Origin of the sequence: Terrabacter terrigena (assembly GCF_042676085.1) — a bacterium.
Classification (GTDB): Bacteria; Actinomycetota; Actinomycetes; order Actinomycetales; family Dermatophilaceae; genus Terrabacter; species Terrabacter terrigena.
Genome location: NZ_JBHTKH010000001.1, coordinates 97,080 through 123,225 on the forward strand (window position 1 = coordinate 97,080; position 26,146 = coordinate 123,225).

Genomic DNA, 26,146 nt, shown 5'->3' on the forward strand with positions numbered 1-26,146 from the left:
CGGCATACGTGCTCGTCTGCGGTCGGTCAGAAGTTGATCATGTGGCCGGCGATGCCGTGGACGGCCTCCTTGACGGCCTCGCCGAGCGTCGGGTGCGCGAAGACGGTGCGCGAGACCTCGTCGGCCGTGAGGTCCCACGTCTGGGCGAGGTTGAGGACCGGGAGCAGCTCGGTGACGTCGGGCCCGATGAGCGCGGCGCCGAGGATCTCGTTGTGCTCGGCGTCGGCGATGACCTTGACGAAACCGACCGGCTCGCCGAGGCCCATGGCCTTGCCGTTGGCCGAGAAGGGGAACGTCGCAGTCTTGACGTCGTGGCCGGCCTCCTTGGCCTGTGCCTCGGACAGGCCCATGGAGCCGATCTGAGGCTGGCAGTAGGTCGCCCGCGGGATGAAGCGGTAGTCGATGGCCATCGTCTCGACGCCGGCGAGGGTCTCGGCGGCGACGATGCCCATCGCCTCGGCCACGTGCGCGAGCATCAGCTTCGCCGTGACGTCACCGATGGCGTACACGTTGGGCACGTTGGTGCGGCAGAACTCGTCGACGGCGATCGCGCCGCGGTCGGTGAGGGCGACGCCCGTCGCCTCGAGGCCGAAGCCCTCGGTGCGCGGGGCGAAGCCGATCGCCGACAGGAGGCGGTCGGCCTCGAGCACCTGCTGGTCGCCGCCGGCCGCAGGGCTCACGGTGACCTTGACCCCCGACCCGGTGTCCTCGACCGACTCGACCTTGGTGCCGAGCAGCACCTTCACGCCGAGCTTCTTGTAGTGCTTGAGCAGCTCCTTGGACACGTCGGCGTCCTCGGTGGGCACCATGCGGTCGAGGAACTCGACGATCGTGACGTCGACGCCGAAGTTCTTCATGACGTAGGCGAACTCGACGCCGATGGCGCCGGATCCGGCGATGATGATCGAGCCGGGCAGCTCGGGGTCGAGGATCTGCTCCTCGTAGGTGACGACGTTCCTGCTCACCTCGACACCGGGGATCATGCGGGTGACGGAGCCGGTCGCGAGGATGAGGTTGTCGAAGGTGATGGAGCGGGTCTCGCCGGAGTTGAGGGCGACGTCCATCGACGTGGGGGACGTCAGGGTGCCCCAGCCGTCGACCTCCTCGATCTTGTTCTTCTTCATGAGGAAGTGGACGCCCTTCACGATGCCCTCGGAGACCTTGCGGCTGCGGGCGTGCGTCGGGCCGAAGCTCATCGTGGCGTCGCCCTCGATGCCGTACTTCTGCTTCTCGTGGGTCAGGGTGTGCGACAGCTCGGCGTTCTTCAGCAGCGCCTTGCTCGGGATGCAGCCGACGTTGAGGCAGACGCCGCCCCAGTACTGCTTCTCGACCACGGCGACCTTCTTGCCGAGCTGCGCCGCGCGGATCGCCGCGACGTAGCCACCGGGACCGGCACCGAGCACAACGACATCGAAATCAGGCATGGCGCACAGCCTATCCATGCTCGAGACGGCTTCGAGAAGGCGTCCACCGGGTACGTCACGATCAGCAACCATCTGCGGAAATGGCTGTGTCGCAGGCCACATGACCCGTGCTTGCGAGAGTAAGTTTCCGCGACGCACGGCCGAAACATCCGGCCCAGACCAACGGAGGTCACTCGCGTGAGCACCACTCCGCATCGCCATGAGGCGCCACCGGCGAACAAGGGCCTGCTGGCTCTCGCCGGCGTGCTCCTCGCCATACCCGTCGTCGCGCTCATGCTCGTCGGCACCTACGCGAAGGACGAGCCTCGCGTTGCAGGCTTCCCGTTCTTCATCTGGTACCAGTTCGTCTGGGTCGTCATCTGCTCCGTGTTCACCTACACGGCCTACCGGATCGTGCTCAAGGCCCGCCCGCACGTCCCGATGAGCTCCCAGGGTGACTCCTACGACGACTCCTACAGCGACTCCCGCCGGAACTCCCGCCCGAACTCCCGCCGTGACGGGTCCCGAGAGGAGGGCACCCGATGAGCGCCATCGCGCCCGCGGCCACCAACACCGGCGTCAACGGCGTCGCCCTGGCCGTTCTCATCTTCTTCTTCGTCGTGGTCGCGGCGGCCGGGTTCTGGGCCGCGCGCTGGCGACGCCCGGCCAGCATGGAGAGCCTCGAGGAGTGGGGTCTGGGAGGCCGCTCCTTCGGCACGTGGATCACGTGGTTCCTGCTCGGCGGCGACCTCTACACGGCCTACACCTTCGTCGCGGTGCCGGCTGCCATGTTCGCGTTCGGCGCGGTCAACGGCTTCTTCGCCGTGCCCTACACGATCGTCCTCTACCCGATCATCTTCGTCTTCATGTCGCGCCTGTGGTCGGTCTCGCACCGGCACGGCTACGTGACCCCTGCCGACTTCGTCCAGGGCCGTTCGGGCTCGCGTGGCCTGTCGCTCGCCGTGGCGGTCACCGGATTCCTCGCGACGATGCCCTACATCGCCCTGCAGCTCGTCGGCATCCAGGCGGTGCTCGAGGTCGCGGGCGTGGGCGGCGGCGGCAACATCATCGCCAAGGACGCGCCGATCTTCATCGCGTTCCTCGTCCTCGCCCTCTACACCTACACCTCTGGCCTGCGCGCTCCGGCGATCATCGCGTTCGTCAAGGACATCCTCATCTACCTCGTCATCATCGTCGCCGTGATCTACCTGCCGACGAAGGTCGGCGGGTGGGACCACATCTTCGACGCCGCCAAGCAGAAGATGACGACGACCACGAACGCCGCCACGGGCAACAAGAACGTCTTCATCCCCGGCGAGAAGGCGTACTGGGCCTACGGCACCCTGGCGCTCGGGTCGGCGCTGGCGCTGTTCATGTACCCGCACTCGATCACGGCGAGCCTCTCGGCCAAGAACCGCAACACGATCCGGAAGAACGCCTCGATCCTGCCGGCGTACTCCTTCCTGCTCGGCCTCCTCGCGCTGCTCGGCTGGGTCGCCATCGCCGCCGGCACCAAGCCGATCGGCCTCGACGGCAAGCCGAACGCGCAGCTCGTCGTGCCGCAGCTGTTCGAGGACATGTTCCCGTCGTGGTTCGCCGGTGTCGCCTTCGCAGCCATCGCGATCGGTGCCCTGGTGCCCGCCGCGATCATGTCGATCGCCGCGGCCAACACCTTCACGCGCAACATCTACAAGGCGTGGCTCAAGCCGGACGCGACCGTCCAGCAGGAGGCCAAGGTCTCCAAGGTCACCTCGCTCGTCGTCAAGGCGTTCGCGCTGCTGTTCGTGCTGCTGCTCGACAAGAGCAACGCGATCAACTTCCAGCTCCTAGGCGGCATCTGGATCCTCCAGACGTTCCCGTCGCTCGTCTTCTACCTGTACACGCGCTGGTTCCACCGGTGGGCCCTGCTCGCCGGCTGGGCCGTCGGCATGGTGTACGGCACGCTGGCCGCGTACAACGTGACCAACAAGGCGACGGGTGCGCCGTTCGCGGGGTCGGTCGCCTCGATCCCGGTCATCGGCCAGCTCGGCTACATCGCGCTGACCGCGTTCGCGCTCAACGTCATCGTGGCGGCGGTCCTCACGCTCGTCCTCAGGGCCGTGAAGGCGCCCGAGGGCGTCGACGAGACGGTCCCAGCCGACTACTTCGCCGACGCGGGCGACCCGCGCGTCGAGAAGCTGCCGGCCACTCCCGAGGAGGCTGCGCGGGCGCACTGACGCCTCTGCAGACAGTCCCAGCAGGTATGCCGCAGGGCCGGGTCCGTTCGGGCCCGGCCCTGCGTCGTGTCCCCTCCCCCCCGCCTCGTGACGGTGCGCCCTCTTGAGCGGGAGGTGCGGGCGGGCTCAGGCCTCGCGGGGGCGTTCGGGCGGCAACGCTGCGATCGCCTGGTCGACGTCGAGCCCGGTGACCTGGAGCAGGTCGACGACCGTCGAGCGGAGCTGCGCGAGGACCGTCTCGGTCGCGAGGCTCGACGTACGCGGCAGTGCGGCCGTCGCACGCGCCACCTCGAGCATGGCCGGCCGCCCGACCTCGGGGGACGCGTTCTCGGACAGAGCGCGACCGACGACGTCGGTGGCCGCCGCGAGCTCGAGGAGCAGCTCCCCGTAGCCGGGCGGCAGCGGCTCGCCGCGCCCGACCGCGATCGTCACGCGGCGCACGAGCACGCGGGTGCTGCGCATCGCCCGGTCGAGCGGCTCGACGAGGTCGACCATCTTGCGGACGCCCTCGGCGTGCTGGCGCTTGAACGGCGACGACGTGAGCACCGAGAGTCCCTCGTCGGCAGCCGACCCGAGCTCGCGCAGCAGCGACTCGGTGCCCCTCGCGGAGGCGAGCACCTCGGCGGCGGCCGGCACGTCGCCGTCGCGCGCGCTGGCGGCGGCGCGACGCAGCAGCTCACCGATCTTGCGCACCGCCTCGGCGGCCGCCACCCGGGGCCGCCGCAGCGGCGCCTGGGGCACGACCGTCGCGGCGACGAGGGCGATGCCGCCGCCGATGAGGGCGTCGGTCCAGCGGTTGAAGGCCTGTCCGGGGGTGGCGACGAGTGCCGCGATGACGATCCCCTGGACGGCGGACTGGGTGACGATCACGGCGCTGCCGTGGAGCAGGGTGGCGAGGGCCATCGAGACGAGCACCACGGCCGAGATCTGCCACGGCCCGCTGCCGGCGACGTGCACGAAGACGTCGGCCGTGAAGACACCGACGGCGACGCCGATCGCGACCTCGAAGACCCGCCGGAGCCGCTGGCCGTAGGACATGCCGAGGCAGATGACGGCCACGATCGGCGCGAAGAACGGTGACGGGTGACCGACCACGTCGGTCGCGAACCACCACGCGACGCCCGCCGCGACGGCGCACTGCACGAGCAGGAACGCGCGCGTGCGGAGCCGCTCGAACCGGGTGCGCACGCTGAGCCGGCTGCGGTCCCAGGCCCGGTCGAGCACCTGGATGACCGGGGCGTCGCTCCTCAGGTAGTCGTCCACGCTCGAAGCCTCTCGTCAGTCGCGGTCGTGCCGTACGCGCGCCGGCGCCTACAGCCCCAGGGCAAGGATGGCATCGAAGATCTGGCGCACGGCAGGGGCGGCCACCTTGGAGCCCGACCCGCCCTGCCCGACGACGACCACGACGGCATACCTGGGCTTCGTCGTCGGGCCGTAGCCGGCGAACCAGCCTGTCGCCTGCTTGCCGAACACCTCGCCGGTGCCCGTCTTGCCGGCGACCGGGTAGCGGGCCTGCGGGAAGCCGGCGAAGGCCGTGCCCGCCGAACCGCCCGGTCTGGTCACGTCGCCGAGCGCCGCCCGGACGTACGCCAGGACATCGGATCGCAGCGGCACCCTGGCGACCCGTTTCGGCACGATCGGGGTGGTCGTGCCGTCCGGGGCGCGGTAGGCGGCCGCGACCTGCGGCTGCCACAGCGTGCCGCCGTTGGCGATGGCGGCGTAGACCCCGGCCATCTGCAGCAGGGTCACCGCCGTGTCGCCCTGACCGATGGAGAAGTTGACGGCGTCGCCCGCGCGGTACTGGTAGCCCGTGGCGCAGTTCTCCGTGGCGAGCCGCTTGAGGTAGTCGGCGCGCACGCGGTCGGTGCGCGCGACCTCCGGGTAGCCAGTGCCGGCGCGTCGGCACGTGGCGTCCTTGGTCGCGAGCCAGTACTCCTCCTTCCAGGCGCGGTCGGGAACGCGGCCGGCAGCCTCTCCGGGCACGTCGATGCCGGTGCGGCGGCCGAGGCCGAACGCCTTGGCCATCGCCACGAAGGGGTCGGGGGCGCCCGTGGGCGCGGCCAGGCCGCCCTGGGCCAGCCAGGCGGCGTACGCGAGCCGGTAGAAGACCGTGTCGCACGAGACGACGAGGGCCCGGTGGAGGTCGATCGGGCCGTAGCCGCGCGACTCGAAGTTGTTGAAGAGGCGGCCGCCGATCGACACGTTGGGCGAGCAGTCGTAGCTGCCGGTCAGCTTCGCCCCGGAGCTGACCGCGGCCGGCACCGAGATGACCTTGAAGGTCGAGGCGGGCGGGAACGTCTCGGCCGTCAGTCGCGACGTCAGCGGGCTGCCGTTCGCACGGCTCGTCAGCCGGGCCAGCTCGGCGCTGCTGATGCCGCCCGCGAACGCCGACGGGTCGTACGACGGGTAGCTGGCGGCGGCGACGACCGCACCGTTGGTCACGTCGAGCACGACCGCCGCGCCGGTGTCGGCCCGGAGCTTCGACGAGTGGGCACGAGCCACCGCCCCGGCGAGCGCTGCCTCGGTGCGCGCCTGCAGGCGCGAGTCGAGGTGCGTCACGACGTCGAGACCGGCGACCGGCGGCGTCACGCTGACCGTGTCGGTGACGATGCCCCGCGGGTCGACGGCCACGACGGTGCGGCCGTTCGTGCCGCGCAGCGCGAAGTCGTACTGCGACTCGAGGCCCGACCGACCGACGAGGTCGTCGGCGTCGACCCGGCCGCCGCTGCCCGAGACCTCGTCGGCGTCGGCACGGGCCACCCAGCCGAGCAGGTGCGGTGCGAGTGCACCGTCGGGCCGGGCGTAGTCGCGGCCGGGCTGGGTGGTGACGCCGACGCCGGGATACTTCTCCGGCTGCTCGACCAGGGTCAGGGCACGCCGGGCGTCGACCCCGGTGGCGACCGGGATGGGGACGTAGGGCGAGCCGTTGAAGCAGGCTGGCGCCGCAGGCGCACCCGCGGTGCCGCAGAGCATCGTCTTGCCCCACAGGCGGTCGAAGGGCAGGCCGAGCACGGCAGCGACGCGCGTCACGAGGTCGCGACCACCGTCCTTCGCGTCGACGAGCACCGAGCGCTGCACCGTCACGACGGTGTCGAAGCTGTTTCCGACGAAGGGGGTGCCGCGGCTGTCGAGGATGCGGCCGCGCAGGGCGTGCTCCGTGATGGCGCGCGTGTTGACCGTCGTCGCAGTGCGCGCGAGCTCGGGGCCCTGGACCAGCTGGAGCTGCCCGAGCCTGCCCAGGAGCAGGCCGAACATCGTGACGAGGAGCACGAGCACGACGCCGGCCACTCCGACGCGCCGCACCGGCGGCCTGCGGCCCAGCCGGAGACGCGGTGACCAGCGACTCCTCACCCGAGCCTCCGGCGCACGAGCGCCCGGTCGACGACGAGCAGGGCAGGCAGCAGCATCGCGCCGAGCACCAGGGTCGCGACGAGTCGCGTGGCATCGACGGCGAGCTCGACGCCGCCCTCGGCCAGCACGGCCGACGCGACCCGACCCGCCAGCACGACGGCGGCTGCGCAGAGCAGTGCGGCCGGCGCACGCACCCATGAGCGGGACGACGACCGCCGGAACAGGCCTGCCACGAAGCCGGCCAGCATGGTGACGAGGGGCATCAGGCCGAGCGGGGTGCCGACCGGCGGCACGAGCTCGACGACCCATCCCGCGAGCAGGCCCGCGAGTGCCCCGTGCACCGGCCCTCTCAGCACCGCCGTCGCCACGACCCCGACGAGGACGAGGTCGGGCACCCACGCCGGGGGGACGCCGAGCCGTGGCAGCAGGGTCGCCGTGAGCAGCGCCGCCAGGACGAGGTATGCCGTACGCAGCACTCCCAGCAGCGTCGGCCTCATCGTCCGCCTCCGGTCGGGTGGGACGCCGTGGCCGGTACCGGGCCGCCCGCGCGAGCGACAGCCGAGGACAGCGCGCTCGGCGAGGCCGTCGTCGGCCGCGGCACCTCCCGCGGCTTGGGCACGATGACGGCGACGACGTCGATCGCGTCGGGGTCGGTCGCGGGACGCACCGTGGCGCCCCTGGTGAGCTGCCCGCGGTCGGAGTCGACGGCGGTCACGGTTCCGACCACGATCCCGGCGGCATACGGTGTCTCGTCGACGCTGCCGAGGGTGCGCACGACGTCACCTACGACGGCAGTGCCGGGCGCGATGGTGGACAGCCACAGCGACCCCCGGGGGCGCGACTCGGTGTCGCCGGCCAGCGGCGACCTGACCGTGCCCAGGGTGCCGGCCGGCCCGACCCGGACGGCGACGACGGAACCGGCGCTGCCGAGAACCTGCACGTCGCTCGTCCACGGCGCCACCTCGACGACCCGGCCGACCAGGCCCTCGGTGGAGACGACGGTCGAGTCGGCCCGGACGCCGTCGCGGGAGCCCACGTCGAGCGTGACGGTGCGGCCCCCGAGTGGGCTCAGGTCGCTGGCGACCACGCGGGCGGGCAGCACGGTGCGGCCCGCCGTGGTGGCGGAGCCGAGGAGCTCGTCGAGCCGGTCCAGGTCGGCGGCGCGCCGCTGCTGGTCGGCGAGGATCGTGCGCAGCCGCACGTTCTCGCTCCTGGCGGCGGCGAGCTCGTCGGGCCGGGCACCGGACAGTGCCCGCTGCACCGGGCCCAGGACGATGCCGCCGGCACGACGCACGCCGTCGGCGACGCCCCAGCCGGCGAGGTCGGCGAGCAGGAGGGCGACGGTCAGCGACGCCAGGACGACGAGGAGGCGGCGGCGCACGGTCGACGGCATACGGCTAGAGGCGGTGGTCGCCGACGAGCACCCGCTCGAGGCTTGCGAACTCGTCGACGCAGCGTCCGGCCCCTCGCGCGACCGCGCGAAGGGGGTCCTCGGCGACGCGAACGGGCACCCCGAGCTCGTGGCGCATGCGCTCGTCGAGGCCCCGGAGCAGCGCGCCGCCGCCGGTGAGGGTGATGCCGCGGTCGAGGATGTCGCCCGCGAGCTCGGGCGGGCACACGTCGAGCGTCGCCCGCACCAGCTCGATGATCTGCAGGACCGGCCCCTCGATGGCGCGCCGCACCTCGACGGAACCGACCTGGACGGTCTTGGGCAGCCCGGTGACGAGGTCGCGTCCGCGCAGACGGGTGGTCAGCTCCTCGCGGAGCGGGAAGACCGAGCCGACCGCCACCTTGATGTCCTCGGCGCTGCGCTCACCGAGCAGGAGGGAGTACTCGCTCTTGACGTGGCTGACCAATGCCTCGTCGATCTCGTCGCCCGCGATGCGCAGCGAGCTCGACGTCACGATGCCGCCGAGGCTGATGACGGCGACGTCGGTGGTGCCACCCCCGATGTCGACGACCATGCTCGCCGCCGTCTCGTAGACGGGCAGGCCGGCGCCGATGGCCGCGGCCATGGGTTCCTCGATCATGTAGACGCGCCGCGCGCCGCAACGGGTGGCGGCGTCCTCGAGGGCTCGGCGCTCGACGCCTGTGACCTCGCTCGGCACGCACAGCACCATGCGGGGCCGCACGAGTCGCGACGTGCGCACCTGGTCGATGAACCAGCGCAGCATCCGCTCGGTCTCGTCGGCGTCGGAGACGACGCCGTCACGAAGGGGGCGTACGGCCCGGATGGTGCCCGGCGCCCTGCCGAGCATCTCCTTGGCCCGGCTGCCGGCAGCGACGAGCCGGCCGCTCCCCACCTCGACGGCGACGACCGACGGCTCTTCGACCACGACGCCGCGACCGCGCACGTGGATGAGCGTGTTGGCCGTGCCCAGGTCGATCGCGAGGTCGCGACCGATGGCGGGCCAGGTGCTCATGGCCGGGATTGTGTCGCGCCGTCGCGCCGTCCCCGAGGGCATCGGGGGTGTGTCGCCGGATGCGTGGCGCGAGTGGCCCCTGTGACGGGTGTGCTCTCAGAGCCCGGGGAACCAGATGTCGATCTCGCGAGCGGCCGACTCGGGCGAGTCGGAGCCGTGCACGATGTTCTGCTGGACCTTCAGGCCCCAGTCACGGCCGAGGTCGCCGCGGATCGTGCCCGGCAGGGCCTCGGTGGGGTTGGTGGCACCGGCGAGGCTGCGGAAGCCCTTGATGGAGTCGTGGCCCTCGATGACGACGGCGGCGACGGGACCCGAGCTCATGAACTCGACGAGGGGCTCGTAGAACGGCTTGCCCTCGTGCTCGGCGTAGTGGGCGGCGAGCTGCTCGCGCTTCGGGGTGAGGATCGAGAGACCGACCAGGGTGTAGCCCTTCGCCTCGATGCGACGGAGCACCTCCCCGGTGAGGCCGCGCTGGAAACCGTCGGGCTTGACGAGGACGAGGGAGCGTTCGATGGTCACCCGTCCACCCTATCGGCCGGGCCGTCGCCCCCTGACGGCGCTTCACCGGCGCCCGCAGCCGCCTCGCGGCGGGCCATCTCGGCGTCGACCTGGGCGCCCTTGACCAGACAGGTGACCCACAGGGCGAGGAAGAACAGCCCGACGACGAACATCATCGGCACCACGAGCGCACTGAGCAGCGTGAGCGCCTGCACGACCCAGCCCAGCGTGAGCCCCCACGGACGCCGCATCAGCCCGGCAGCCACCACGCAGAGCGCGCCGAGCCCGAACCCGACGAGCAGGTATGCCGTGCTGCGCCCCCCGCCGTCGTTGGCGGCGCTGACGCCCCGGGCGACGAGGGCGCCGAGCAGGATGCAGATGGACTGCCCGCCCAGCACGGTCGCGAGCATTCGGAACGTGAACTTGCCGGTCTGGCCGTGGAACGGGAGGGATCGCATGCGGTGGGGTGCCTCTGGCTGTCGGTGCTGGTCGGGAAGAGGGACTGGAACGTGGGCGGCCCGGTCAGTAGTTCTGGCTGGTGTCCCAGCTGCGGATGATCGCCTGCGCCTCGGAGGCGCTCGCGCCCGTCGCCTCGGTGTAGAGGGTCATGGCGTCCTCACGGCGTCCGGCCAGGATGAGCTCGCTGATGCGAGCACGGCCCTCGTCGGTGAGCCGACCCTCGGTGAAGGACGCCGCTGCGTCGCGCACACCCGGCCCCTGCCCCGGCACGAACCAGCTGTCGACGGCCCGCTTGGCGTCGGCCAGTGGGGCGCCGGTCGCCTCGCGGTAGATCTTGATCGCGTTGATCTTGTGCCCCGCGCTGATCTCGCGGCTGACCTTGGCGCGTACGCCGTCGGTGAGGCCGACGAGCGGGCGGTCGGGGTCCTTGCGGCCCATGACACGCCCCCACAGCACCACGAGGACGACCACGACGGCGAGAACCAGGATGATCTTGGCGGGGTTCACGTGTCCAGCCTAGGAGATCACACGTCGGTGAGGCCGAGGAGCATGCGCACCTCGCCCGCGGTGATGACCGAGCCGGTGGCGATGACGCCGCCGCCCATCCCGTCGGCCTCGGCGAGCGTGACCGCCTGCTCGAGGGCGTCGGGCAGGTCGCGGACCACGGTCACCCGGGACTCGCCGAAGAGCTCGACGGCGAGCTCACCCAGCTTCGCGGGCGAGAGCGCGCGCGGCGACGAGCTCCGCGTCACCACGACGTGGTCGAGGACGGGCTCGAGGACCTCGAGCATCCCGGTGGCGTCCTTGTCGGCGACGATCCCGACGAGCCCGACGAGCTTGGTGAAGGTGAACGACTCGTCGAGCGCCGCCACGAGGGACCGGGCGCCGTGCGGGTTGTGTGCGGCGTCGACCAGGACCGTGGGTGAGCGCCGCACGATCTCGAGCCGGCCAGGCGACGTCATAGCGGCGCAGGCGGCCAGCAGCACCTCGTGCTCGATGCGCTGCTCACCTCCACCGATGAACGACTCGACGGCCGCGACCGCCGTGGCGAGGTTGCTCGCCTGGTGCGCCCCGTAGAGCGGCAGGAACAGGTCGGGGTACTCCCCCGCCAGACCGCGCAGCGAGACCTGCTGGCCGCCGATGGCGACGTCGCGGGCCAGCACGCCGAAGTCGTTGCCCTCGAAGACGATGCGGGCGCCCCCGACCTCCTCGACCCGGTCGAGGAGCACGCGGGCGACGTCCTCGTCCTGCACGCCGGAGACGGTCACGGAGTCCGCCTTGATGATGCCGCTCTTCTCCTCGGCGATGGCGACGACGTCGTCGCCGAGCAGGTGGGTGTGGTCGAGGTCGACCGGGGTGACCACTGCGACCTGGGCGTCGATGACGTTGGTCGCGTCCCAGGATCCGCCGAGCCCGACCTCGATGATCGCGACGTCCACGGGGGCGTCGGCGAACGCCACGTAGGCGAGGGCCACGAGCACCTCGAAGAAGTTCATCCGACGGCCGCCGGACTCGAGCGACCGCGCATCGACGATCTCGATGAGCGGGGCGACCTCGTCGTAGGCGGCGATGAACTTCTCGCGCGGGATCGGCTTGCCCGACAGGGTGATCCGCTCGCGGATGTCGTGCAGGTGCGGTGACGTGAACCGACCCGTCGACAGGCCGCTCTCGCGCAGGACGGAGTCGATCATGCGGCTCGTCGAGGTCTTGCCGTTGGTGCCCGTGAGGTGGATCGACGGGTAGGTGCGCTGGGGGTCGCCCGCGAGCTCCATGACCGCGTTGATGCGCTCGAGAGAGGGGCCGATGTCGTTCTCCGGGGCGCGGCCGAGGATCTCCTCCTCGACCTCGCGCATCCGCTTCATCTCCTCCAGGTTCCGGGCCGCCTCGAGGGCCGATGCGTCGGGGCGCCCGTTCATGCCGACGCTCCGTCCGGGTCGGAGTGACCGGGGTCGAGGTCACGGGCCATCCAGACGCTCGCCGGCAGGCCGGAGCCGCCCTCCTCGCGGTGCGTCACGACGAAGCCGTGCCGCGCGTAGAAGCGTGCGGCCTGCTCGTTGCCCTCGAGGTGCGAGAGCGTGATGCGGCGGTGGCCGTCCTCCCGGGCCCTGGCGACGACGGCGGCCATGAGACGCGAGCCGGTGCCCTGGCCGTGGTGGCCGGGCAGCACGTAGAGCTTCCAGAGGACGAGGTCGTCGTCCTGGGCGCCGAACGTCGCCACGCCGATGACCTCCCCGTCCTTCTCGGCCACGAGCGTGTGCCCCTTGCGGATGGAGCGGGACACGACGTCGCTCGTCCACCACTTGGCCAGGCCCATCGCGACGTACTCGGGACCGGCGATCGGCTCGTACGTGGCGCGCCAGGTGCGGTGACCCACCGAGACCACTCCGGCCAGGTCGTCGCCGACGGCTCCGCGCACGACGACGCCGTCGCTGTCGGCCTGGGCCTCCCGGCCGTGCTGCTCGGGGGTCGCGCCCATGTCGGTGCCCTCCAGCTCGTCCTCGCGGTTCGCGATCATCGCTTCACCACCAGGATGGTCGCAGCATGGTTGTCGCCGACGACCACCTCGGTGGGGGTGCCCGGGAGCCCGTCGGGCAGGGCGTGCTCGGGGCCTGCCGCGGCGAACTGTGCGGCGAGCGTCTCACCCACGATGAGGTCGCGGTGGGTCACGGTCGCCTCGAAGACCTCGGCACCGCCCTGGATCGTGAGGCTGATGCGGTCGCTCACGTGCAGTCCGGTGTCGCGGCGGGCCTGCTGGACGGCCCGCACCAGGTCGCGGGCGAGGCCCTCGGTCGCGAGCTGGGGCGAGACGCGCGTGTCGAGCACGACGAACCCGCCGGACGGCAGCATGGCGGTGGCCCCCCTCTCGGCGGCGTCACCGGCAACGACGGTCTCGAGGGTGTACTCCCCCTCGACCAGCGCGAGGCCGCCGGAGGTCACGGACCCGTCGGCGTCGACGGACCAGTCACCGGTCTTGCTGCCCTTGATGGCGAGCTGGACGTCCTTGCCCAGGCGCGGACCGGCAACCCGGGCGTTGACGCCGAGGCGCTGGCTCACCCCGAAGTCGGCGTCGCTCGCCGTGGCCACGTCGACGAGGGTCACCGCCTTGACGTTGAGCTCGTCCTGGATGATCGCGCGGAACGGCTCGAGCGCCGCGGGGTCAGCAGTGACGACGGTGAGCTCGGCGAGGGGCAGCCGGGCACGCAGCCCCCGGGCCTTGCGCAGGCTGGATGCCGTCGAGCAGACCTCGCGGGCACGGTCCATGCCGACGACGAGGTCGTGGTCGTGCGGCAGGTCGGCCGCCTTCGGGTAGTCGGCGAGGTGGACCGAACGGCCCCCGGTGAGGCCACGCCAGATCTCCTCGGTGACGAGCGGCAGCAGCGGCGCCGTCGCACGCGTGACGGTCTCCAGGGCGGTCCACAGCGTGTCGAAGGCCGCCAGCGACTCGTCGGTCTCGCCGCCCCAGAAACGGTCGCGGGAGCGACGGATGTACCAGTTCGTCAGCACGTCGAGGAAGCCGCGCATCGTGTCGCACGCGGCCGCGATCTCGTACGCGTCGAGCTGCTCGGTCATGTCGCCCACGAACTCGCCCAGCTTGGCCAGCAGGTAGCGGTCGAGCACGTCGGACGATGCCGTCGAGTAGGTCGCCTCGTAGCCCTCGCCGCCGCGGGCCGTGTTGGCGTACAGGGCGAAGAACGACCAGGCGTTCCACAGCGGGATCATCACCTGGCGCACGCCGTCGCGGATGCCCTGCTCGGTGACGACGAGGTTGCCCCCGCGCAGGATCGGGCTGCTCATGAGGAACCAGCGCATGGCGTCGGCGCCGTCGCGGTCGAACACCTCGCGCACGTCGGGGTAGTTGCGCAGCGACTTGCTCATCTTCTGGCCGTCGGAGCCGAGCACGATGCCGTGGCTGACGCAGGTCTCGAACGCAGGCCGGTCGAACAGGGCCGTCGCGAGGATGTGCAGGGTGTAGAACCAGCCTCGCGTCTGGCCGATGTACTCGACGATGAAGTCACCCGGGAAGTGGTGCTCGAACCAGTCGGCGTTCTCGAACGGGTAGTGCACCTGGGCGAAGCTCATCGAGCCGGAGTCGAACCACACGTCGAGCACGTCCTCGACCCGCCGCATGGTGGACCTGCCCGACGGGTCGTCGGGGTTCGGGCGCGTCAGGGAGTCGATGAACGGCCGGTGCAGGTCGGTGACCTCCACGCCGAAGTCTCGCTCGAGCTCGGCGAACGAGCCGTAGACGTCGATGCGCGGGAACTCCGGGTTGTCGGACTTCCAGACCGGGATCGGGCTGCCCCAGAAGCGGTTTCGCGAGATCGACCAGTCGCGCGCGTTGGCCAGCCACTTGCCGAACTGGCCGTCCCTGATGTGCGCGGGGGTCCACTCGATCTGCTGGTTGAGCTCGAGCATGCGGTCCTTGATCTTCGTGACCTCGACGAACCACGACGAGACGGCCATGTAGATGAGGGGCTCGCGGCAGCGCCAGCAGTGCGGGTAGCTGTGGTCGTAGGTCTCGCGTCGCAGCAGCACCGTGCCGGCGGTCACCGAGCCGGTCTCGCCCTCGCCGCGGGTGGCCGCCTTGAGGTGGTCGATGATGTGCGGGTTGGCGTCGAAGACGTGCATCGACTCGTAGTCCGTGACGGGCCACGTGAACCGGCCGTCCGGTCCGACGGGGACGACCGGCTCGATGCCGGCGGCGTCGGTGACGATCTTGTCCTCCTCACCGAAGGCGCCGGCGGTGTGGACCAGCCCGGTGCCGTCCTCCGTGGTGACGAAGTCGGCAGGGAAGACATGGTGCGCACGCTCGTGGCCCAGGTAGTACGAGAACGGCGGCGTGAAGGACCGCCCGACCAGGTCAGAACCCTTGAGCCGCTGGACGATCCGATCATCCAGCGACGCAGGGTCGACGTCGGCGCCGAAGAGGTCCTTGGCGTATGCGGCGAGGCGCGCCGCACCGATGACGTAGCGCTCCGTCGTGCCGGTGGCGTCGGACTCGACGACGACGTAGTCGATGTCTGGGCCGACCATGATGCCGAGGTTGGCGGGCAGGGTCCACGGCGTCGTCGTCCAGACGAGGGCCAGCTCACCGGTCTCGAGCCGCAGGCCGATCGTGACCGCGGGGTCCTGCCGCATCTTGTAGACGTCGTCGTCCATGCGCAGCTCGTGGTTCGACAGCGGCGTCTGGTCGTTCCAGCAGTAGGGCAGCACCCGGAAGCCCTCGTAGACCAGGCCCTTCTCGTGCAGCTGCTTGAAGGCCCAGATGACCGACTCCATGTAGTCGGGCTCCAGGGTCTTGTAGTCGTTGTCGAAGTCGACCCACCGCGCCTGGCGGGTCACGTAGTCGCGCCACTCACCCGTGTACTTGAGCACCGAGCTGCGGCACGCGTCGTTGAACGTGTCGATGCCGAGCTCGACGATGTCCTGCTTCGTCTTGAGCCCCAGCTGGCGCTGCGCCTCGAGCTCGGCCGGCAGGCCGTGGGTGTCCCACCCGAAGCGTCGCTCGACACGCTTGCCGCGCATCGTCTGGTAGCGGGGCACGATGTCCTTGACGTAGCCCGTGAGCAGGTGGCCGTAGTGGGGCAGCCCGTTGGCGAAGGGCGGTCCGTCGTAGAAGACGAACTCGTTGTCGCCGTCGGTGCCCGCGTCGCGGTTCTCGACCGACGCGATGAACGTGCCGTCCTCGTCCCAGTACCTGAGGACGCGCTCCTCGATCTCGGGGAAGCGCGGGTTGGACGGGACGCCGGCCCGGGCCGTGGGCTCGCCTGCGTCGTCGTTCGTGGTGACCCTGGGGTAGGTCATGCTCGTGGTCTCCTGCGGTCGCGTCGGTCACTCGTCACCTGCACGAGGACGACTGCCGGAGGCCGCCGCGGTACCACCCCGCTTGCCGCACGTCACCCGCCGGGGCTCGGCGAGCGGCATACGACCGCTCTTGTCGAAGGCTGTGACGGGCCCATCCGTCCGGGTCTAGTGGGAGCTCGCGCTCTGTTCTTCCGGAGGCTCGCCGCTGATGACGGCTCGAACGCCTGTGCGCGCCAGTCTAGCCTGTCGGCGACACACGGCCTCCCGGGTTAGCGTGGGCGATGGTCATCCGCAGAGCGCTGACGGTCGTCCTCGCGTCGCTCTCGTTCTCTGCCGCGGCCTGCACCGGCGGGTCTCCGACGCTCGGCGCCAGCGCCCCTGGGGTGTCTTCGCCGACGCAGACGTCCGCCGGCACGACGAGCCAGTCCGCGTCAGGCGTGCCGCCGCCGAGTCGCACAGCGGTCCCCGTTCCCCCGACCACTCCCCCTCACGCGTCGCCGTTCGACGTCGAGAGGGTGCTCGGCGGCGTACGCGACCTCGCCGCCATGGGCCCTCGTGACGCCGCGAGCGCCGCCGGCGACCGCGCCGCCGCCTACGTCGCGGCACGGCTGCGCGCTGCCGGCTACCGGGTGACGGTGCAGCCGTTCACCGTGCCGGCAGGCGTCTCCTGGGGCGTGCCGGTCCCGGCCGGCAGCACCGCCAACGTCGTCGCGGACCCGCCCGGCTTCGACCCGCGCAGGCCGCACGTCGTCATCGGGGCGCACCTCGACACCGTCCCCCGGTCCCCGGGCGCCGAGGACAACGCGTCGGGCCTCATGGTGCTCGCCGAGGTCGCCCGGATCGTCCGCGAGCAGCCCGGGGCGCTGCCCGTGCGCTTCGTGGCGTTCGGCGCCGAGGAGGCACGCGGCGGGAACGGCACGAGGTACGCGTTCGGGTCCCGGCACTTCGTCACCGCTCTCGGCGGGGCCGAGCGCACAGCCGTGGGAGGGATGCTGGCGCTCGACCGCGTCGGCGTCCGTGCCGCGGCCGTGCCCGTCTGCTCGGGCGGACGGGGCACGCCGGCGCTGGCCGAGGCCATCCGGGCCGCGGCGACGAGCGCATCGGTCCCGACGAGAGCCTGCACCAACCGCGCGAGCGACCACGTGTCGTTCGAGCGGGTCGGCATCCCCGCAGCCCGGCTCGGCAGCGTGCCGTACGCCGCCTACCACTCGGCAGGAGACGTGCCATCCGTCGTGGACCGGCGGCAGCTGGCCCGGTCGGGCGCCGTCGTGCTGGCCTGGCTCCGGTCGCTGGGGTGAGCACCACCCCCGGGCGAGCCGCAAGCTGGTTCGCGACACATCGGCCGCCGCGCGGTGGACGTGTCGGAGCCGCGAGGACCTGTTTGGCAGGATGAGGCCATGACCGAAGTCGAGACGACGGGGGCGTGGCTCAGCCGCGAGGACCTCGACAACGCCCGTGACCGCCTGCCGATCCTCTACGTCCACGCCATCCCGGTGCGCGTCGACGACCGCGGCGTGGTCACCCACGTGGGCCTGCTGCTCAGGGCCGACGACGACGGCGGCATCGGCCACGAGGTCGTGGGCGGTCGCGTGCTCTACCACGAGCGCGTGCGCGACGCCCTGATCCGTCACATCGAGAACGACCTGGGTCCGGTCGCCCTCCCCCGCGTCCCCATGTCGCCGCAGCCGTTCACGGTCGCCGAGTTCTTCCCGACCCCTGGAGTGACGCCGTTCCACGACCCGCGCCAGCACGCCGTGTCGCTCGCGTTCGTCGTCGCCGTCACGGGCGACTGCCGCCCGCAGCAGGACGCCCTCGACCTGTCCTGGGTCACGCCCGAGGAGGCGGCCTCGCTCGCCGCGCTGGGCGAGATGCCGGGGTCGCACGGTGTTCTCGTGCGCCAGGCCCTGGCGCACGTCGGCTTCCCCGTCTAGGTCTCCCGGGCCACTCCCGGGCCGCGGAGGCCGTCGCGCCTGCGACCCTCCACGCAAAAGGGACGGCTTTCGGTGATCCGCTGTGCGCGGTGCGTGACCTCCGTACCGTCAGAGATGGGTTTCGCCGGGGCCCGGATCGCCGTATGCCGCGTTGGTCATCCTCCCCTGTCACGCGGCATACGGCCCGGCGTCGCGAAGCGCCGGAGCGCTCAGTGCTGGTGCTCGAGGAGCTCCTGACGGCCTGAACCCAGGACGGTGAGCGGCAGCAGCGTCTTGCCCGTCGGGCCGATCTCGATCTCGGTGCCCATCTGGGGGCACACGCCGCAGTCGAAGCACGGCGTCCAGCGGCAGTCGTCGACCTCCGTCTCGTCGAGGGCCTCCTGCCAGTCCTCCCAGAGCCAGTCCTTGTCGAGACCCGAGTCGAGGTGGTCCCACGGGAGGACCTCTGACTCGCCTCGCTCACGGGTCGTGTACCAGGCGAGGTCGACGGGCGTGTCGGCGAGCGCCTCCGCGGCACAACGCATCCAGCGGTCGTAGGAGAAGTGCTCGCTCCAGCCGTCGAACCGGCCGCCGTCCCGCCAGACCGCCTCGATGACCTTGCCGACGCGACGGTCGCCGCGCGAGAGCAGCCCCTCGACGATGCCGGGCTGGCCGTCGTGGTAGCGGAACCCGATCGAGGAGCCGTAGCGCTTGTCGGAGCGGATCGCCTCGCGCAGCTTGAGCAGGCGTGCGTCGGTCTCCTCGACGCCGAGCTGCGAGGCCCACTGGAAGGGGGTGTGCGGCTTGGGCACGAAGCCGCCGATCGAGACGGTGCAGCGGATGTCGCGGCGGCCGGACACCTGGCGGCCCGTCTCGATGACGCGCTTGGCGAGCTCGGCGATCTGGAGGACGTCCTCGTCGGTCTCGGTGGGCAGACCGCACATGAAGTAGAGCTTGACCTGCCGCCAGCCGGCGCCGTAGGCCGCGGCGACCGTGTTGATGAGGTCCTCCTCGGACACCATCTTGTTGATGACCTTGCGGATGCGCTCGGAGCCGCCCTCGGGCGCGAAGGTCAGGCCCGAGCGGCGGCCGTTGCGGGTCAGCTCGTTGGCGAGGTCGATGTTGAAGGCGTCGACGCGGGTCGACGGCAGCGACAGGCCCGTCTGGGTGCCCTCGTAACGGTCGGCGAGGCCCTTGGTGATGTCGGCGATCTCGGAGTGGTCGGCGGAGCTGAGCGAGAGCAGGCCCACCTCCTCGAACCCCGTCGCGGCGAGACCGCGCTCGACCATCTCGCCGATGCCGGTGATGGACCGCTCGCGCACGGGCCGCGTGATCATGCCGGCCTGGCAGAAGCGGCAGCCGCGGGTGCAGCCTCGGAAGATCTCGACCGACATGCGCTCGTGCACCGACTCGGCGAGCGGCACGAGCGGCTGCTTCGGGTAGGGCCAGGCGTCGAGGTCCATGACGGTGTGCTTCGCGACGCGCCAGGGCACGCCGTGCGCGTCGGACGAGGGTGCGACGCGCTTGATGCGGCCGTCGGGCAGGTAGGAGACGTCGTAGAAGGCAGGCACGTAGACCCCGCCGGTGCGGGCGAGCCGCAGCAGCACCTCGCGGCGGCCGCCGGGACGGCCCTGTGCCTTCCACTCGCCCACGATGTCGGTCACCGTGAGAACGGCCTGCTCGCCGTCGCCGACGATGGCGGCGTCGATGAACGAGGCGATCGGCTCGGGGTTGAAGGCCGCGTGCCCGCCCGCGACGACGATGGGGTCGTCGTCGGTGCGGTCGGCGCTGTGCAGCGCGATGCCGGCGAGGTCGAGCGCCGTGAGCATGTTCGTGTAGCCGAGCTCGGTCGAGAAGCTGAGACCGAAGAGGTCGAAGTCGCGCACCGAGCGGTGCCCGTCGACGGTGAACTGCGGCAGGCCCGCCTCGCGCAGCTGCGCCTCCATGTCGGGCCACACGGCATACGTGCGCTCGGCGAGGGCGTCGTCACGCTCGTTGAGGACCTCGTAGAGGATCATGACGCCCTGGTTGGGGACGCCGACCTCGTACGCGTCGGGGTACATCAGCGCCCAGCGCGTGGTCAGCTCCTCGCCGGTCTGGCCGTGGCCGCCGACGTGCCAGTCCTTGACCGTGGAGTTGAGCTCGCCTCCGACGTACTGGATGGGCTTGTTGACCCGCTCCAGCAGGGGCTCGAGGGCGTTGAACAGGGACTCTCCGGGCATTGGACCATGGTAGGCGCGCCCCGCCCCCACGCGAAAACGCCGAGGAGGGTTCGGCGCGCGTCACGCCAGGACCGACGAGCGAGGCGAGCGCAGCGAGCGAGCCGAGGAGGGAAGGCGTGACGTCAGGCGCGCCGAACACGGCGAGCGGAGCGAGCCAGATGGCTCAGTACATGGCATCGAGATCTGCCTGGTGCTTCTCGGTCACTGCCTTGCGGCGCAGCTTCATGCTGGGCGTGAGGTCGCCATCCTCGATGGTGAGGTCCTTGTCGAGGATGGTGAACTTCTTGATCGTCTCCCAGCGGTTGAGTCCGTCGTTGAGCCGGTCGACGTAGCCCTGCACGAGCTTCCGTGCCTGCGGCGAGAGGACGACCTCGGCGTACGGCCGGCCCTCCAGCCCCACGGTCGGAGCCCACGCGGCCACGGCGTCGGGGTCGAGCGTGACGAGCGCGGTCGCGTAGTTGTGCCCGGCGCCGTGCACGAGGAACTGGCTGACGAAGGGGCAGAGGCCCTTGAAGCGTGCCTCGATCTCGGCAGGCGCGATGTACTTGCCGCCCGAGGTCTTGAAGACGTCCTTCTTGCGGTCGGTGACGTAGAGGAAGCCACGGTCGTCGATGCGGCCGATGTCGCCGGTGTGGAACCACCCGTCCTCGGTCAGCACCTCGGCCGTGGCCTCGGGGTTGTTGTGGTAGCCGCGCATCACGCCGGGGCCCTTGACGAGGATCTCGCCGTCCTCGTCGGCGATGCGCACCTCGGTTCCGGGCAGCGGCCAGCCGACCGAGCCGTACTGGTAGGAGCCGTGCGCGGGCGGGTTGACCGTCGTGCCCGACGACGTCTCGGTGAGGCCGTAGCCCTCCTGGACGAGCAGGCCGACCGAGCCGAACCAGCGGGCCACGTCGGCGTTGAGGGGCGCCGAGCCGCTGATCATGAAACGCACCCGGCCACCGAAGCGCTCCTGGACCTTGTGCAGCACGAGCTTCGTCGCGAGGTCGTGCCGGCGCTTGAGGCCCGGTGAGGGCTGCTCCCCGCGGGCCTGCACGTCGCGCATCTCGCCGCCGACCTTGAGGGCCCAGTCGATGAGCTTCTTCTTGATGCCCTTCTCGCCGGCGAACATCAGCGCGATGCGGCCGCGGGCCTTCTCGAAGATGCGCGGCGGGCCGGCCATGAAGGTCGGCTTGATGACGGCCATGTTGTCGACGATCTTGTCGACCCGGCCGTCGACGGCCGTCGGGAAGCCGATCTGCAGACCGGTGGCGACGAGCATCTTGCCGAAGACGTGCGACAGGGGCAGCCAGAGGAACTGCAGGTCGTCCTTGGTGAGGGTGCCGATCGCGTCGATGACCGCGCCCTCGTAGACGACGCTGTCCTGCACGAGGCGCACGCCCTTGGGCCGGCCCGTGGTGCCGGAGGTGTAGATGACGACCGCGAGGTTGTCGGGGCCGAGCTGGTCGATGCGTGAGTCGACGAGGTCGGGCGTCGCGGCGAGCCACTCCCGGCCCCGCTCGGCGAGCTCGTCGGTGGTGATGACCCAGCCGTCGTCGCTCGCGCTGCCGGTCAGGGCGATGACCTGGCGCACGCGGGGGATCTCGGAACGAACGTGCTGGAGCTTCGCGACCTGCTCGTCGTTCTCGGCGAAGACGATGCCGCTGCCGGAGTCGGCGAGGATGTACGCGACGTCCTCGGCGATCGTCGTCGGGTAGACCGTCGTGGTGGCACCGCCTGCGCAGATGACCGCCAGGTCGGCGAGGATCCACTCGAGCCGCGTCGTGGACGCGATGGCGACGCGGTCCTCGATCTCGACCCCCAGGCTGATCAGGCCCGCCGCCCACTGCTCGACGACCTCGTGCGTCTGGGCCCACGTCAGGGTGGTCAGCTCGCTCGACCCCTCGGCGAAGTGGAGGTAGGCGGGCGCGTCGGGCGTGGAACGCACCCGGTTGCGGAAGAGCGCGCCCACGCTGGGTGCGCGCCCGTCGAGCACGTCCTGGTCGACGTCGCGGTCGGCGAGTGCCTGGAGGGGCATGTGGACTCCTTCGTCACTGGCGGCGGCCCGTCATCGGCGTCTGCGGGCACCCGCCATGCCGGGATGATGTCAACAATCCACCCGGCAGTCACGCATCCGTGGCGCTTCGACACCGCACCGTGACCGCCGGGTAACTTAGCGGCGCCCCGGCGGCGACGCCGACGCGACGTTGCCCACGAGTCCTAGCGCGATCCACGACGCGATGAGCGACGAGCCGCCGCTCGAGACGAAGGGCAGCGGCAGACCCGTGACGGGCATGACGCCGAGGTTCATCCCGATGTTCTCGAAGGCCTGCACGCCGAACCACACACCCACACCGATGGCGACGAGTCGTCCGAAGGCGTCGGCCCGGCGCGCCACGACGACGCAGCGCACGACGATGAACCCGATGAGCAGCACCAGGCCGGCGGCGCCCAGGAAGCCGAGCTCCTCGCCCGCCACGGAGAAGACGAAGTCGGTCTCCTGGAAGGGGATGAAGCCGCCCTGCGTCTGCCGGCCCTCGAAGAGGCCCTGACCGCCCAGCCCACCCGAGCCGATCGCGATCCGCACCTGCCGGGTCTGGTAGCCGATGCCCTCGGGGTCGAGCGACGGGTCCAGGAAGGCCCGCAGGCGGTTGCGCTGGTAGCCCGAGAGCACCGGCGTGAGGAAGGCCGCGGCGACCGCTGCACCCCCGGCGACGAGCACGCCGACGGTCCACAGGGCGGGAGCACCGGCCGCCGCGATGATGACCACCGACAGCGCGACGAGCACGAGCGCCGAGCCGAGGTCGGGCTGGGCCAGCACCAGCACGACGGGGACGCCGGCCACCAGCCAGGCCAGGGCGACGTCACGGTGGCGCTGCGGCATACGGCGGTCGGCCCGCTCGGCCAGCAGCATGGCCATCCCGATCGCGAGGGCGACCTTCATCAGCTCCGACGGCTGCAGGGTCATCCCGCCCGGCAGCCTGATCCACGAGCGTGACCCGTTGACGGTGGACCCGAGCGGCGAGACGACGGCCACGAGGCCGAGGACGGCCAGCCCGTAGACGATCGGCGCGAGGGCTCGCACGGCACGCACGTCGAGCCTGGTGACGACGACGGCGCACACCACGCCCACGGCGAGCGAGACGAGCTGCTTGAGGGCCGCTGTGCCGTCGGCGTCGGCGCGCGTGGCGGACCAGACGAGCACGACGCCGACGAGGGACAGCCCTGCCGCGCCGATGAACAGGCCGAGGTCGACCCGCAGCCACGACGGTCGAGTGCGCGACGGCACCCGCCTGCCTGCGCTCCCGCGGACGGTCAGGACGGCACGATCGCCGAGAGGATCTCGCGACACCGTTCCACGTCCTGCGCCATCTGCTCGACGAGCGCGTCGATGGACTCGAATCTCAGCGTCGGACGCAGGTGGTCGACGAACTCGACGGCGACCCGCTCGCCGTAGAGGTCGAGGTCGGTGCGGTCGAGGACGTACGCCTCGACCCGGCGCTGGTGGCCGTCGAACGTGGGGTTGGTGCCGACCGACACCGCGGCGGGCAGCGACCGGTCGGGGTCGGAGGGGTCGAGCCCGAGGCGCAGCAGCCAGCCGGCGTAGACACCGTCGGCGGGCACGAGGCCCTCGTGGTCCTGCGACAGGTTGGCCGTCGGGTAGCCGAGCTCGCGGCCACGGTGGTCGCCGTGCACGACGGTGCCGGTGACCCGGTGCGGGCGCCCGAGGATCTGTGCCGCATGGGCGACGTTGCCGGCCAGGATCTCCGAGCGCAGCTGTGTCGAGCTCCACCGGGCACCGACGGCCACGCCCTCGCCGATGTCGTCGAGCGCGATGACCTCGAAGCCGTCGGCGGCCCCGAGCTCGCGCAGGGTCTCGACGTCGCCGGAGTTGCGCACACCGAAGCGGGTGTCCTTGCCCACGACGACGGCCGCGGCACCGAGCGCCTCGACGAAGGTCGAGCGCACGAACTCCTCGGGGGTCTGCTGGGCGAAGTCGGCGGTGAACTCGATGACGAGCACCGCGCCGATGCCCACGGACTCGAGCGCGTCGAGCCGCTGCTCGAGCGACATGACGGCCGCAGGGGCACGATCGGGGTAGAGCACCGCGATGGGGTGCGGCTCGAAGGTGACGGCGACGGGCAGGGCGTCACGCTCGGCCGCCTCGCGCACGACCCGGGTCAGCACCTCACGGTGCCCGCGGTGCACCCCGTCGAAGTTGCCGAGGGTGACGACGGTGGGCCCGAGGTCGCTCGGGATGTCGTCGGGTCCGTACCAGCGCTGCACGGCGACCACTGTAGTGGCCGGGTTCTCGGGCTCGCGCACGCTGGTCAGACGGGGGCGCCCGACGAGACGAAGACCACCTTGGCCCGTGCCGTCGTGCGGGTCTCGTCGAGCACGGCGACGAGGCGGCCCTCGGGGTCGATCGCTGCCACGGCCTCGCACCAGCCCGGCCCGCTGGGGATGCGCTGGCCGTGGCTCAGCCGCAGGGCGTCCGCGGCCGACACCTCGTGGACGGGGAGCTGGGCGCGGGCCGCCTCGGCGATCGGGAGCAGCCGTATGCCGGACGGCCCCTGCGCCTCGGCCGTGGCCGTGAGCGCGTCGAGCGAGAGGGCCTGGTCGAGGCCGAACCGGCCGACCCGGGTGCGACGCAGCGCCGTGAGGTGCCCGCCGACGCCCAGCGCCGCCCCCAGGTCACGGGCCAGCGCGCGCACGTAGGTGCCGGAGGAGACGTCGACCTCGACGTCGACGTCGACGACGTCGATCGGTGGACCGACCTCGACGGTCTCGGTGCCGGGTCGCACCCCGAGCACCTCGAACCGGCTCACGGTGACCGGTCGGGGTGGCAGCTCGACGGTGTCGCCCTGCCGCACCCGCGTGTAGCTGCGCACGCCCTTGACCTTGATGGCGCTGACCGCGCTCGGCACCTGCTCGATGTCACCCGTCAGGGCCGCGACGGCTGCCGGGAGCGCCGCCTCCAGCGCCGGCACGTCGTCGACGCCCAGCGCCTCGGTGGCCTCCCCCTCGGCGTCGTCGGTGAGGGTCGACATGCCCAGACGGATCGTGGCGGCATACGACTTGTCACAGCCCACGAGGAACGTGAGCAGCTTGGTGCCACGGTCGACACCGAGGACGAGCACGCCGGTCGCCATCGGGTCGAGCGTGCCGGCGTGGCCGACCCGACGGGTGCCGCAGAGACGGCGTGCGCGTGCCACGACGTCGTGGCTGGTCCACCCGGCCGGCTTGTCGACGACGAGCAGGCCACCCGACCCGTCGGTCATCGTGCGTCGACGTCGGCGTCCACCCCACCGGCCGTGAGGTCGCGGACGCCGTCGCTCGTGTTGTCGAGGTCACTACCGAGGTCGCTGCCGAGGTCGCCGTCGAGGTCGTCGTCGAGGCGCTCGGCGGGCTTGCGGTAGGGGTCGGCGTCGCCCGCGGGCTTGGCGTTCGCCGCCGCCCGGGCGAGCTCGGCGTCGCGGGCGCGTGTCTGCGCGACGAGGTCCTCGAGGTGCGCGGCGCCCTCTGGCAGCGCGTCGGCGATGAACTCGACGGACGGCGTGAGGCGGATGCCGATGCCCCGGCCCACGGCGGAGCGGATGCGTCCCTTGTTGGCCTCGAGCACGTCGGCCGTGGCCTTGCGCTCCTCGTCGGTGCCGAAGACCGTGTAGAAGACCGACGCGTGCTGGAGGTCTCCGGTGACGCGGGCGTCGGTGATGGTGACGAAGCCGAGGCGTTCGTCCTTGAGCCGGAACTCGAGGTACTCGGCGACGATGACCTTGATCCGGTCGGCGATCTTGCGGGCGCGGGCGGGGTCAGCCATGACTACCTCTGCTTTCGTGTGTCGTGCGGTCGGACCGGTCCGAGCCGGCCGACGTGTGA

22 protein-coding genes are annotated in these 26,146 nt (G+C 71.5%); 4 read left to right on the forward strand and 18 right to left on the reverse strand.

Features of this window, described 5'->3' with window-relative positions; all coding sequences use genetic code 11:
• Window positions 1–26: 26 nt before the first annotated feature.
• Complete coding sequence (gene lpdA, locus ACFQ2V_RS00450) at window positions 27–1,424, reverse strand: dihydrolipoyl dehydrogenase (protein ID WP_386049944.1); 1,398 nt, start codon at window positions 1,422–1,424, stop codon at window positions 27–29.
• A 177-nt stretch (window positions 1,425–1,601) separates the two neighbouring features.
• On the opposite strand from lpdA, the gene ACFQ2V_RS00455 reads away from it, so the two are divergent.
• Entirely contained in the window at window positions 1,602–1,949 is a 348-nt protein-coding gene (locus ACFQ2V_RS00455; RefSeq protein WP_386049945.1) for a DUF3311 domain-containing protein, read from the forward strand.
• Complete coding sequence (gene mctP, locus ACFQ2V_RS00460; protein WP_386049946.1) at window positions 1,946–3,619, forward strand: monocarboxylate uptake permease MctP; 1,674 nt, start codon at window positions 1,946–1,948, stop codon at window positions 3,617–3,619. The genes ACFQ2V_RS00455 and mctP overlap by 4 nt, the downstream gene beginning before the upstream one ends.
• Before the next feature lie 126 nt (window positions 3,620–3,745).
• On the opposite strand, the gene ACFQ2V_RS00465 is transcribed toward mctP, so the two are convergent.
• The 11 genes from ACFQ2V_RS00465 to ileS all read right to left on the reverse strand — a co-directional run bounded on the left by ACFQ2V_RS00465 (window position 3,746) and on the right by ileS (window position 16,155).
• Complete coding sequence (locus tag ACFQ2V_RS00465; RefSeq protein WP_386049947.1) at window positions 3,746–4,882, reverse strand: FUSC family protein; 1,137 nt, start codon at window positions 4,880–4,882, stop codon at window positions 3,746–3,748.
• 48 nt (window positions 4,883–4,930) lie between these two features.
• Window positions 4,931–6,970: a penicillin-binding transpeptidase domain-containing protein gene (locus tag ACFQ2V_RS00470; protein WP_386049948.1), complete on the reverse strand. Its 2,040-nt coding sequence runs from the start codon at window positions 6,968–6,970 to the stop codon at window positions 4,931–4,933.
• A complete protein-coding gene (locus ACFQ2V_RS00475; RefSeq protein WP_386049949.1) occupies window positions 6,967–7,467 on the reverse strand; it encodes a rod shape-determining protein MreD in 501 nt (166 codons plus the stop codon). Before ACFQ2V_RS00475 ends, ACFQ2V_RS00470 begins: the two co-directional genes overlap by 4 nt.
• Window positions 7,464–8,351 (reverse strand): rod shape-determining protein MreC, encoded by an 888-nt coding sequence (gene mreC, locus ACFQ2V_RS00480; RefSeq protein ID WP_386049950.1) that lies wholly within the window; start codon window positions 8,349–8,351, stop codon window positions 7,464–7,466. Before mreC ends, ACFQ2V_RS00475 begins: the two co-directional genes overlap by 4 nt.
• A gap of 16 nt (window positions 8,352–8,367) precedes the next feature.
• Complete coding sequence (gene mreB / locus ACFQ2V_RS00485) at window positions 8,368–9,393, reverse strand: rod shape-determining protein (protein ID WP_386049951.1); 1,026 nt, start codon at window positions 9,391–9,393, stop codon at window positions 8,368–8,370.
• 96 nt (window positions 9,394–9,489) lie between these two features.
• Window positions 9,490–9,912: a nucleoside-diphosphate kinase gene (gene ndk / locus ACFQ2V_RS00490; RefSeq protein WP_386049952.1), complete on the reverse strand. Its 423-nt coding sequence runs from the start codon at window positions 9,910–9,912 to the stop codon at window positions 9,490–9,492.
• Window positions 9,909–10,349 carry a DUF4233 domain-containing protein gene (locus tag ACFQ2V_RS00495; protein WP_386049953.1) on the reverse strand — a complete coding sequence of 147 codons (441 nt, stop codon included), beginning with the start codon at window positions 10,347–10,349 and terminating at the stop codon, window positions 9,909–9,911. Before ACFQ2V_RS00495 ends, ndk begins: the two co-directional genes overlap by 4 nt.
• Window positions 10,350–10,413: 64 nt before the next feature.
• Window positions 10,414–10,857: a hypothetical protein gene (locus ACFQ2V_RS00500; protein WP_386049954.1), complete on the reverse strand. Its 444-nt coding sequence runs from the start codon at window positions 10,855–10,857 to the stop codon at window positions 10,414–10,416.
• Between the two features lie 17 nt (window positions 10,858–10,874).
• Window positions 10,875–12,266: a bifunctional folylpolyglutamate synthase/dihydrofolate synthase gene (locus tag ACFQ2V_RS00505; RefSeq protein WP_386049955.1), complete on the reverse strand. Its 1,392-nt coding sequence runs from the start codon at window positions 12,264–12,266 to the stop codon at window positions 10,875–10,877.
• Complete coding sequence (locus ACFQ2V_RS00510; RefSeq protein WP_386049956.1) at window positions 12,263–12,865, reverse strand: GNAT family N-acetyltransferase; 603 nt, start codon at window positions 12,863–12,865, stop codon at window positions 12,263–12,265. The genes ACFQ2V_RS00505 and ACFQ2V_RS00510 overlap by 4 nt, the downstream gene beginning before the upstream one ends.
• Entirely contained in the window at window positions 12,862–16,155 is a 3,294-nt protein-coding gene (ileS, locus tag ACFQ2V_RS00515) for an isoleucine--tRNA ligase (protein WP_386049957.1), read from the reverse strand. Before ileS ends, ACFQ2V_RS00510 begins: the two co-directional genes overlap by 4 nt.
• A gap of 281 nt (window positions 16,156–16,436) precedes the next feature.
• Here ileS and ACFQ2V_RS00520 point away from each other — a divergent pair, with 281 nt between their 5' ends.
• A complete protein-coding gene (locus ACFQ2V_RS00520; RefSeq protein WP_386049958.1) occupies window positions 16,437–17,453 on the forward strand; it encodes a M28 family metallopeptidase in 1,017 nt (338 codons plus the stop codon).
• A gap of 99 nt (window positions 17,454–17,552) precedes the next feature.
• The gene (locus ACFQ2V_RS00525; RefSeq protein ID WP_386049959.1) at window positions 17,553–18,086 is read left to right on the forward strand and encodes an NUDIX hydrolase family protein; all 534 of its coding nucleotides are present in this window, start codon (window positions 17,553–17,555) and stop codon (window positions 18,084–18,086) included.
• Between the two features lie 209 nt (window positions 18,087–18,295).
• On the opposite strand, the gene ACFQ2V_RS00530 is transcribed toward ACFQ2V_RS00525, so the two are convergent.
• From ACFQ2V_RS00530 to rbfA, 6 genes are all read right to left on the reverse strand, one after another.
• Entirely contained in the window at window positions 18,296–20,287 is a 1,992-nt protein-coding gene (locus tag ACFQ2V_RS00530) for a TIGR03960 family B12-binding radical SAM protein (RefSeq protein ID WP_386049960.1), read from the reverse strand.
• A gap of 163 nt (window positions 20,288–20,450) precedes the next feature.
• On the reverse strand, window positions 20,451–22,304 hold the full coding sequence (locus ACFQ2V_RS00535) for an AMP-dependent synthetase/ligase (protein ID WP_386049961.1): 1,854 nt from the start codon (window positions 22,302–22,304) through the stop codon (window positions 20,451–20,453).
• 135 nt (window positions 22,305–22,439) lie between these two features.
• Window positions 22,440–23,618 (reverse strand): rod shape-determining protein RodA, encoded by a 1,179-nt coding sequence (rodA, locus tag ACFQ2V_RS00540; RefSeq protein ID WP_386049962.1) that lies wholly within the window; start codon window positions 23,616–23,618, stop codon window positions 22,440–22,442.
• Window positions 23,582–24,553, reverse strand: coding sequence for a bifunctional riboflavin kinase/FAD synthetase (locus ACFQ2V_RS00545; RefSeq protein WP_386049963.1), 972 nt, complete (start codon window positions 24,551–24,553; stop codon window positions 23,582–23,584). Before ACFQ2V_RS00545 ends, rodA begins: the two co-directional genes overlap by 37 nt.
• 44 nt (window positions 24,554–24,597) lie before the next feature.
• Window positions 24,598–25,548: a tRNA pseudouridine(55) synthase TruB gene (gene truB / locus ACFQ2V_RS00550; RefSeq protein WP_386049964.1), complete on the reverse strand. Its 951-nt coding sequence runs from the start codon at window positions 25,546–25,548 to the stop codon at window positions 24,598–24,600.
• Window positions 25,545–26,087, reverse strand: a complete 543-nt coding sequence (gene rbfA / locus ACFQ2V_RS00555) for a 30S ribosome-binding factor RbfA (RefSeq protein WP_386049965.1) — start codon at window positions 26,085–26,087, stop codon at window positions 25,545–25,547. Before rbfA ends, truB begins: the two co-directional genes overlap by 4 nt.
• Window positions 26,088–26,146: the final 59 nt, after the last annotated feature.

Excerpts from the sequence above, each read along its gene's own strand:
- lpdA (WP_386049944.1), bottom strand. The coding sequence starts at position 1,424 with ATGCCTGATTTCGATGTCGTTGTGCTCGGTGCCGGTCCCGGTGGCTAC.
- mctP (WP_386049946.1), top strand. The coding sequence starts at position 1,946 with ATGAGCGCCATCGCGCCCGCGGCCACCAACACCGGCGTCAACGGCGTC.
- ACFQ2V_RS00475 (WP_386049949.1), bottom strand. The coding sequence starts at position 7,467 with ATGAGGCCGACGCTGCTGGGAGTGCTGCGTACGGCATACCTCGTCCTG.
- mreB (WP_386049951.1), bottom strand. The coding sequence starts at position 9,393 with ATGAGCACCTGGCCCGCCATCGGTCGCGACCTCGCGATCGACCTGGGC.
- ACFQ2V_RS00495 (WP_386049953.1), bottom strand. The coding sequence starts at position 10,349 with ATGCGATCCCTCCCGTTCCACGGCCAGACCGGCAAGTTCACGTTCCGA.
- ACFQ2V_RS00505 (WP_386049955.1), bottom strand. The coding sequence starts at position 12,266 with ATGAACGGGCGCCCCGACGCATCGGCCCTCGAGGCGGCCCGGAACCTG.
- ACFQ2V_RS00510 (WP_386049956.1), bottom strand. The coding sequence starts at position 12,865 with ATGATCGCGAACCGCGAGGACGAGCTGGAGGGCACCGACATGGGCGCG.
- ileS (WP_386049957.1), bottom strand. The coding sequence starts at position 16,155 with ATGACCTACCCCAGGGTCACCACGAACGACGACGCAGGCGAGCCCACG.
- ACFQ2V_RS00520 (WP_386049958.1), top strand. The coding sequence starts at position 16,437 with ATGGTCATCCGCAGAGCGCTGACGGTCGTCCTCGCGTCGCTCTCGTTC.
- ACFQ2V_RS00525 (WP_386049959.1), top strand. The coding sequence starts at position 17,553 with ATGACCGAAGTCGAGACGACGGGGGCGTGGCTCAGCCGCGAGGACCTC.
- ACFQ2V_RS00530 (WP_386049960.1), bottom strand. The coding sequence starts at position 20,287 with ATGCCCGGAGAGTCCCTGTTCAACGCCCTCGAGCCCCTGCTGGAGCGG.
- ACFQ2V_RS00535 (WP_386049961.1), bottom strand. The coding sequence starts at position 22,304 with ATGCCCCTCCAGGCACTCGCCGACCGCGACGTCGACCAGGACGTGCTC.
- truB (WP_386049964.1), bottom strand. The coding sequence starts at position 25,548 with ATGACCGACGGGTCGGGTGGCCTGCTCGTCGTCGACAAGCCGGCCGGG.
- rbfA (WP_386049965.1), bottom strand. The coding sequence starts at position 26,087 with ATGGCTGACCCCGCCCGCGCCCGCAAGATCGCCGACCGGATCAAGGTC.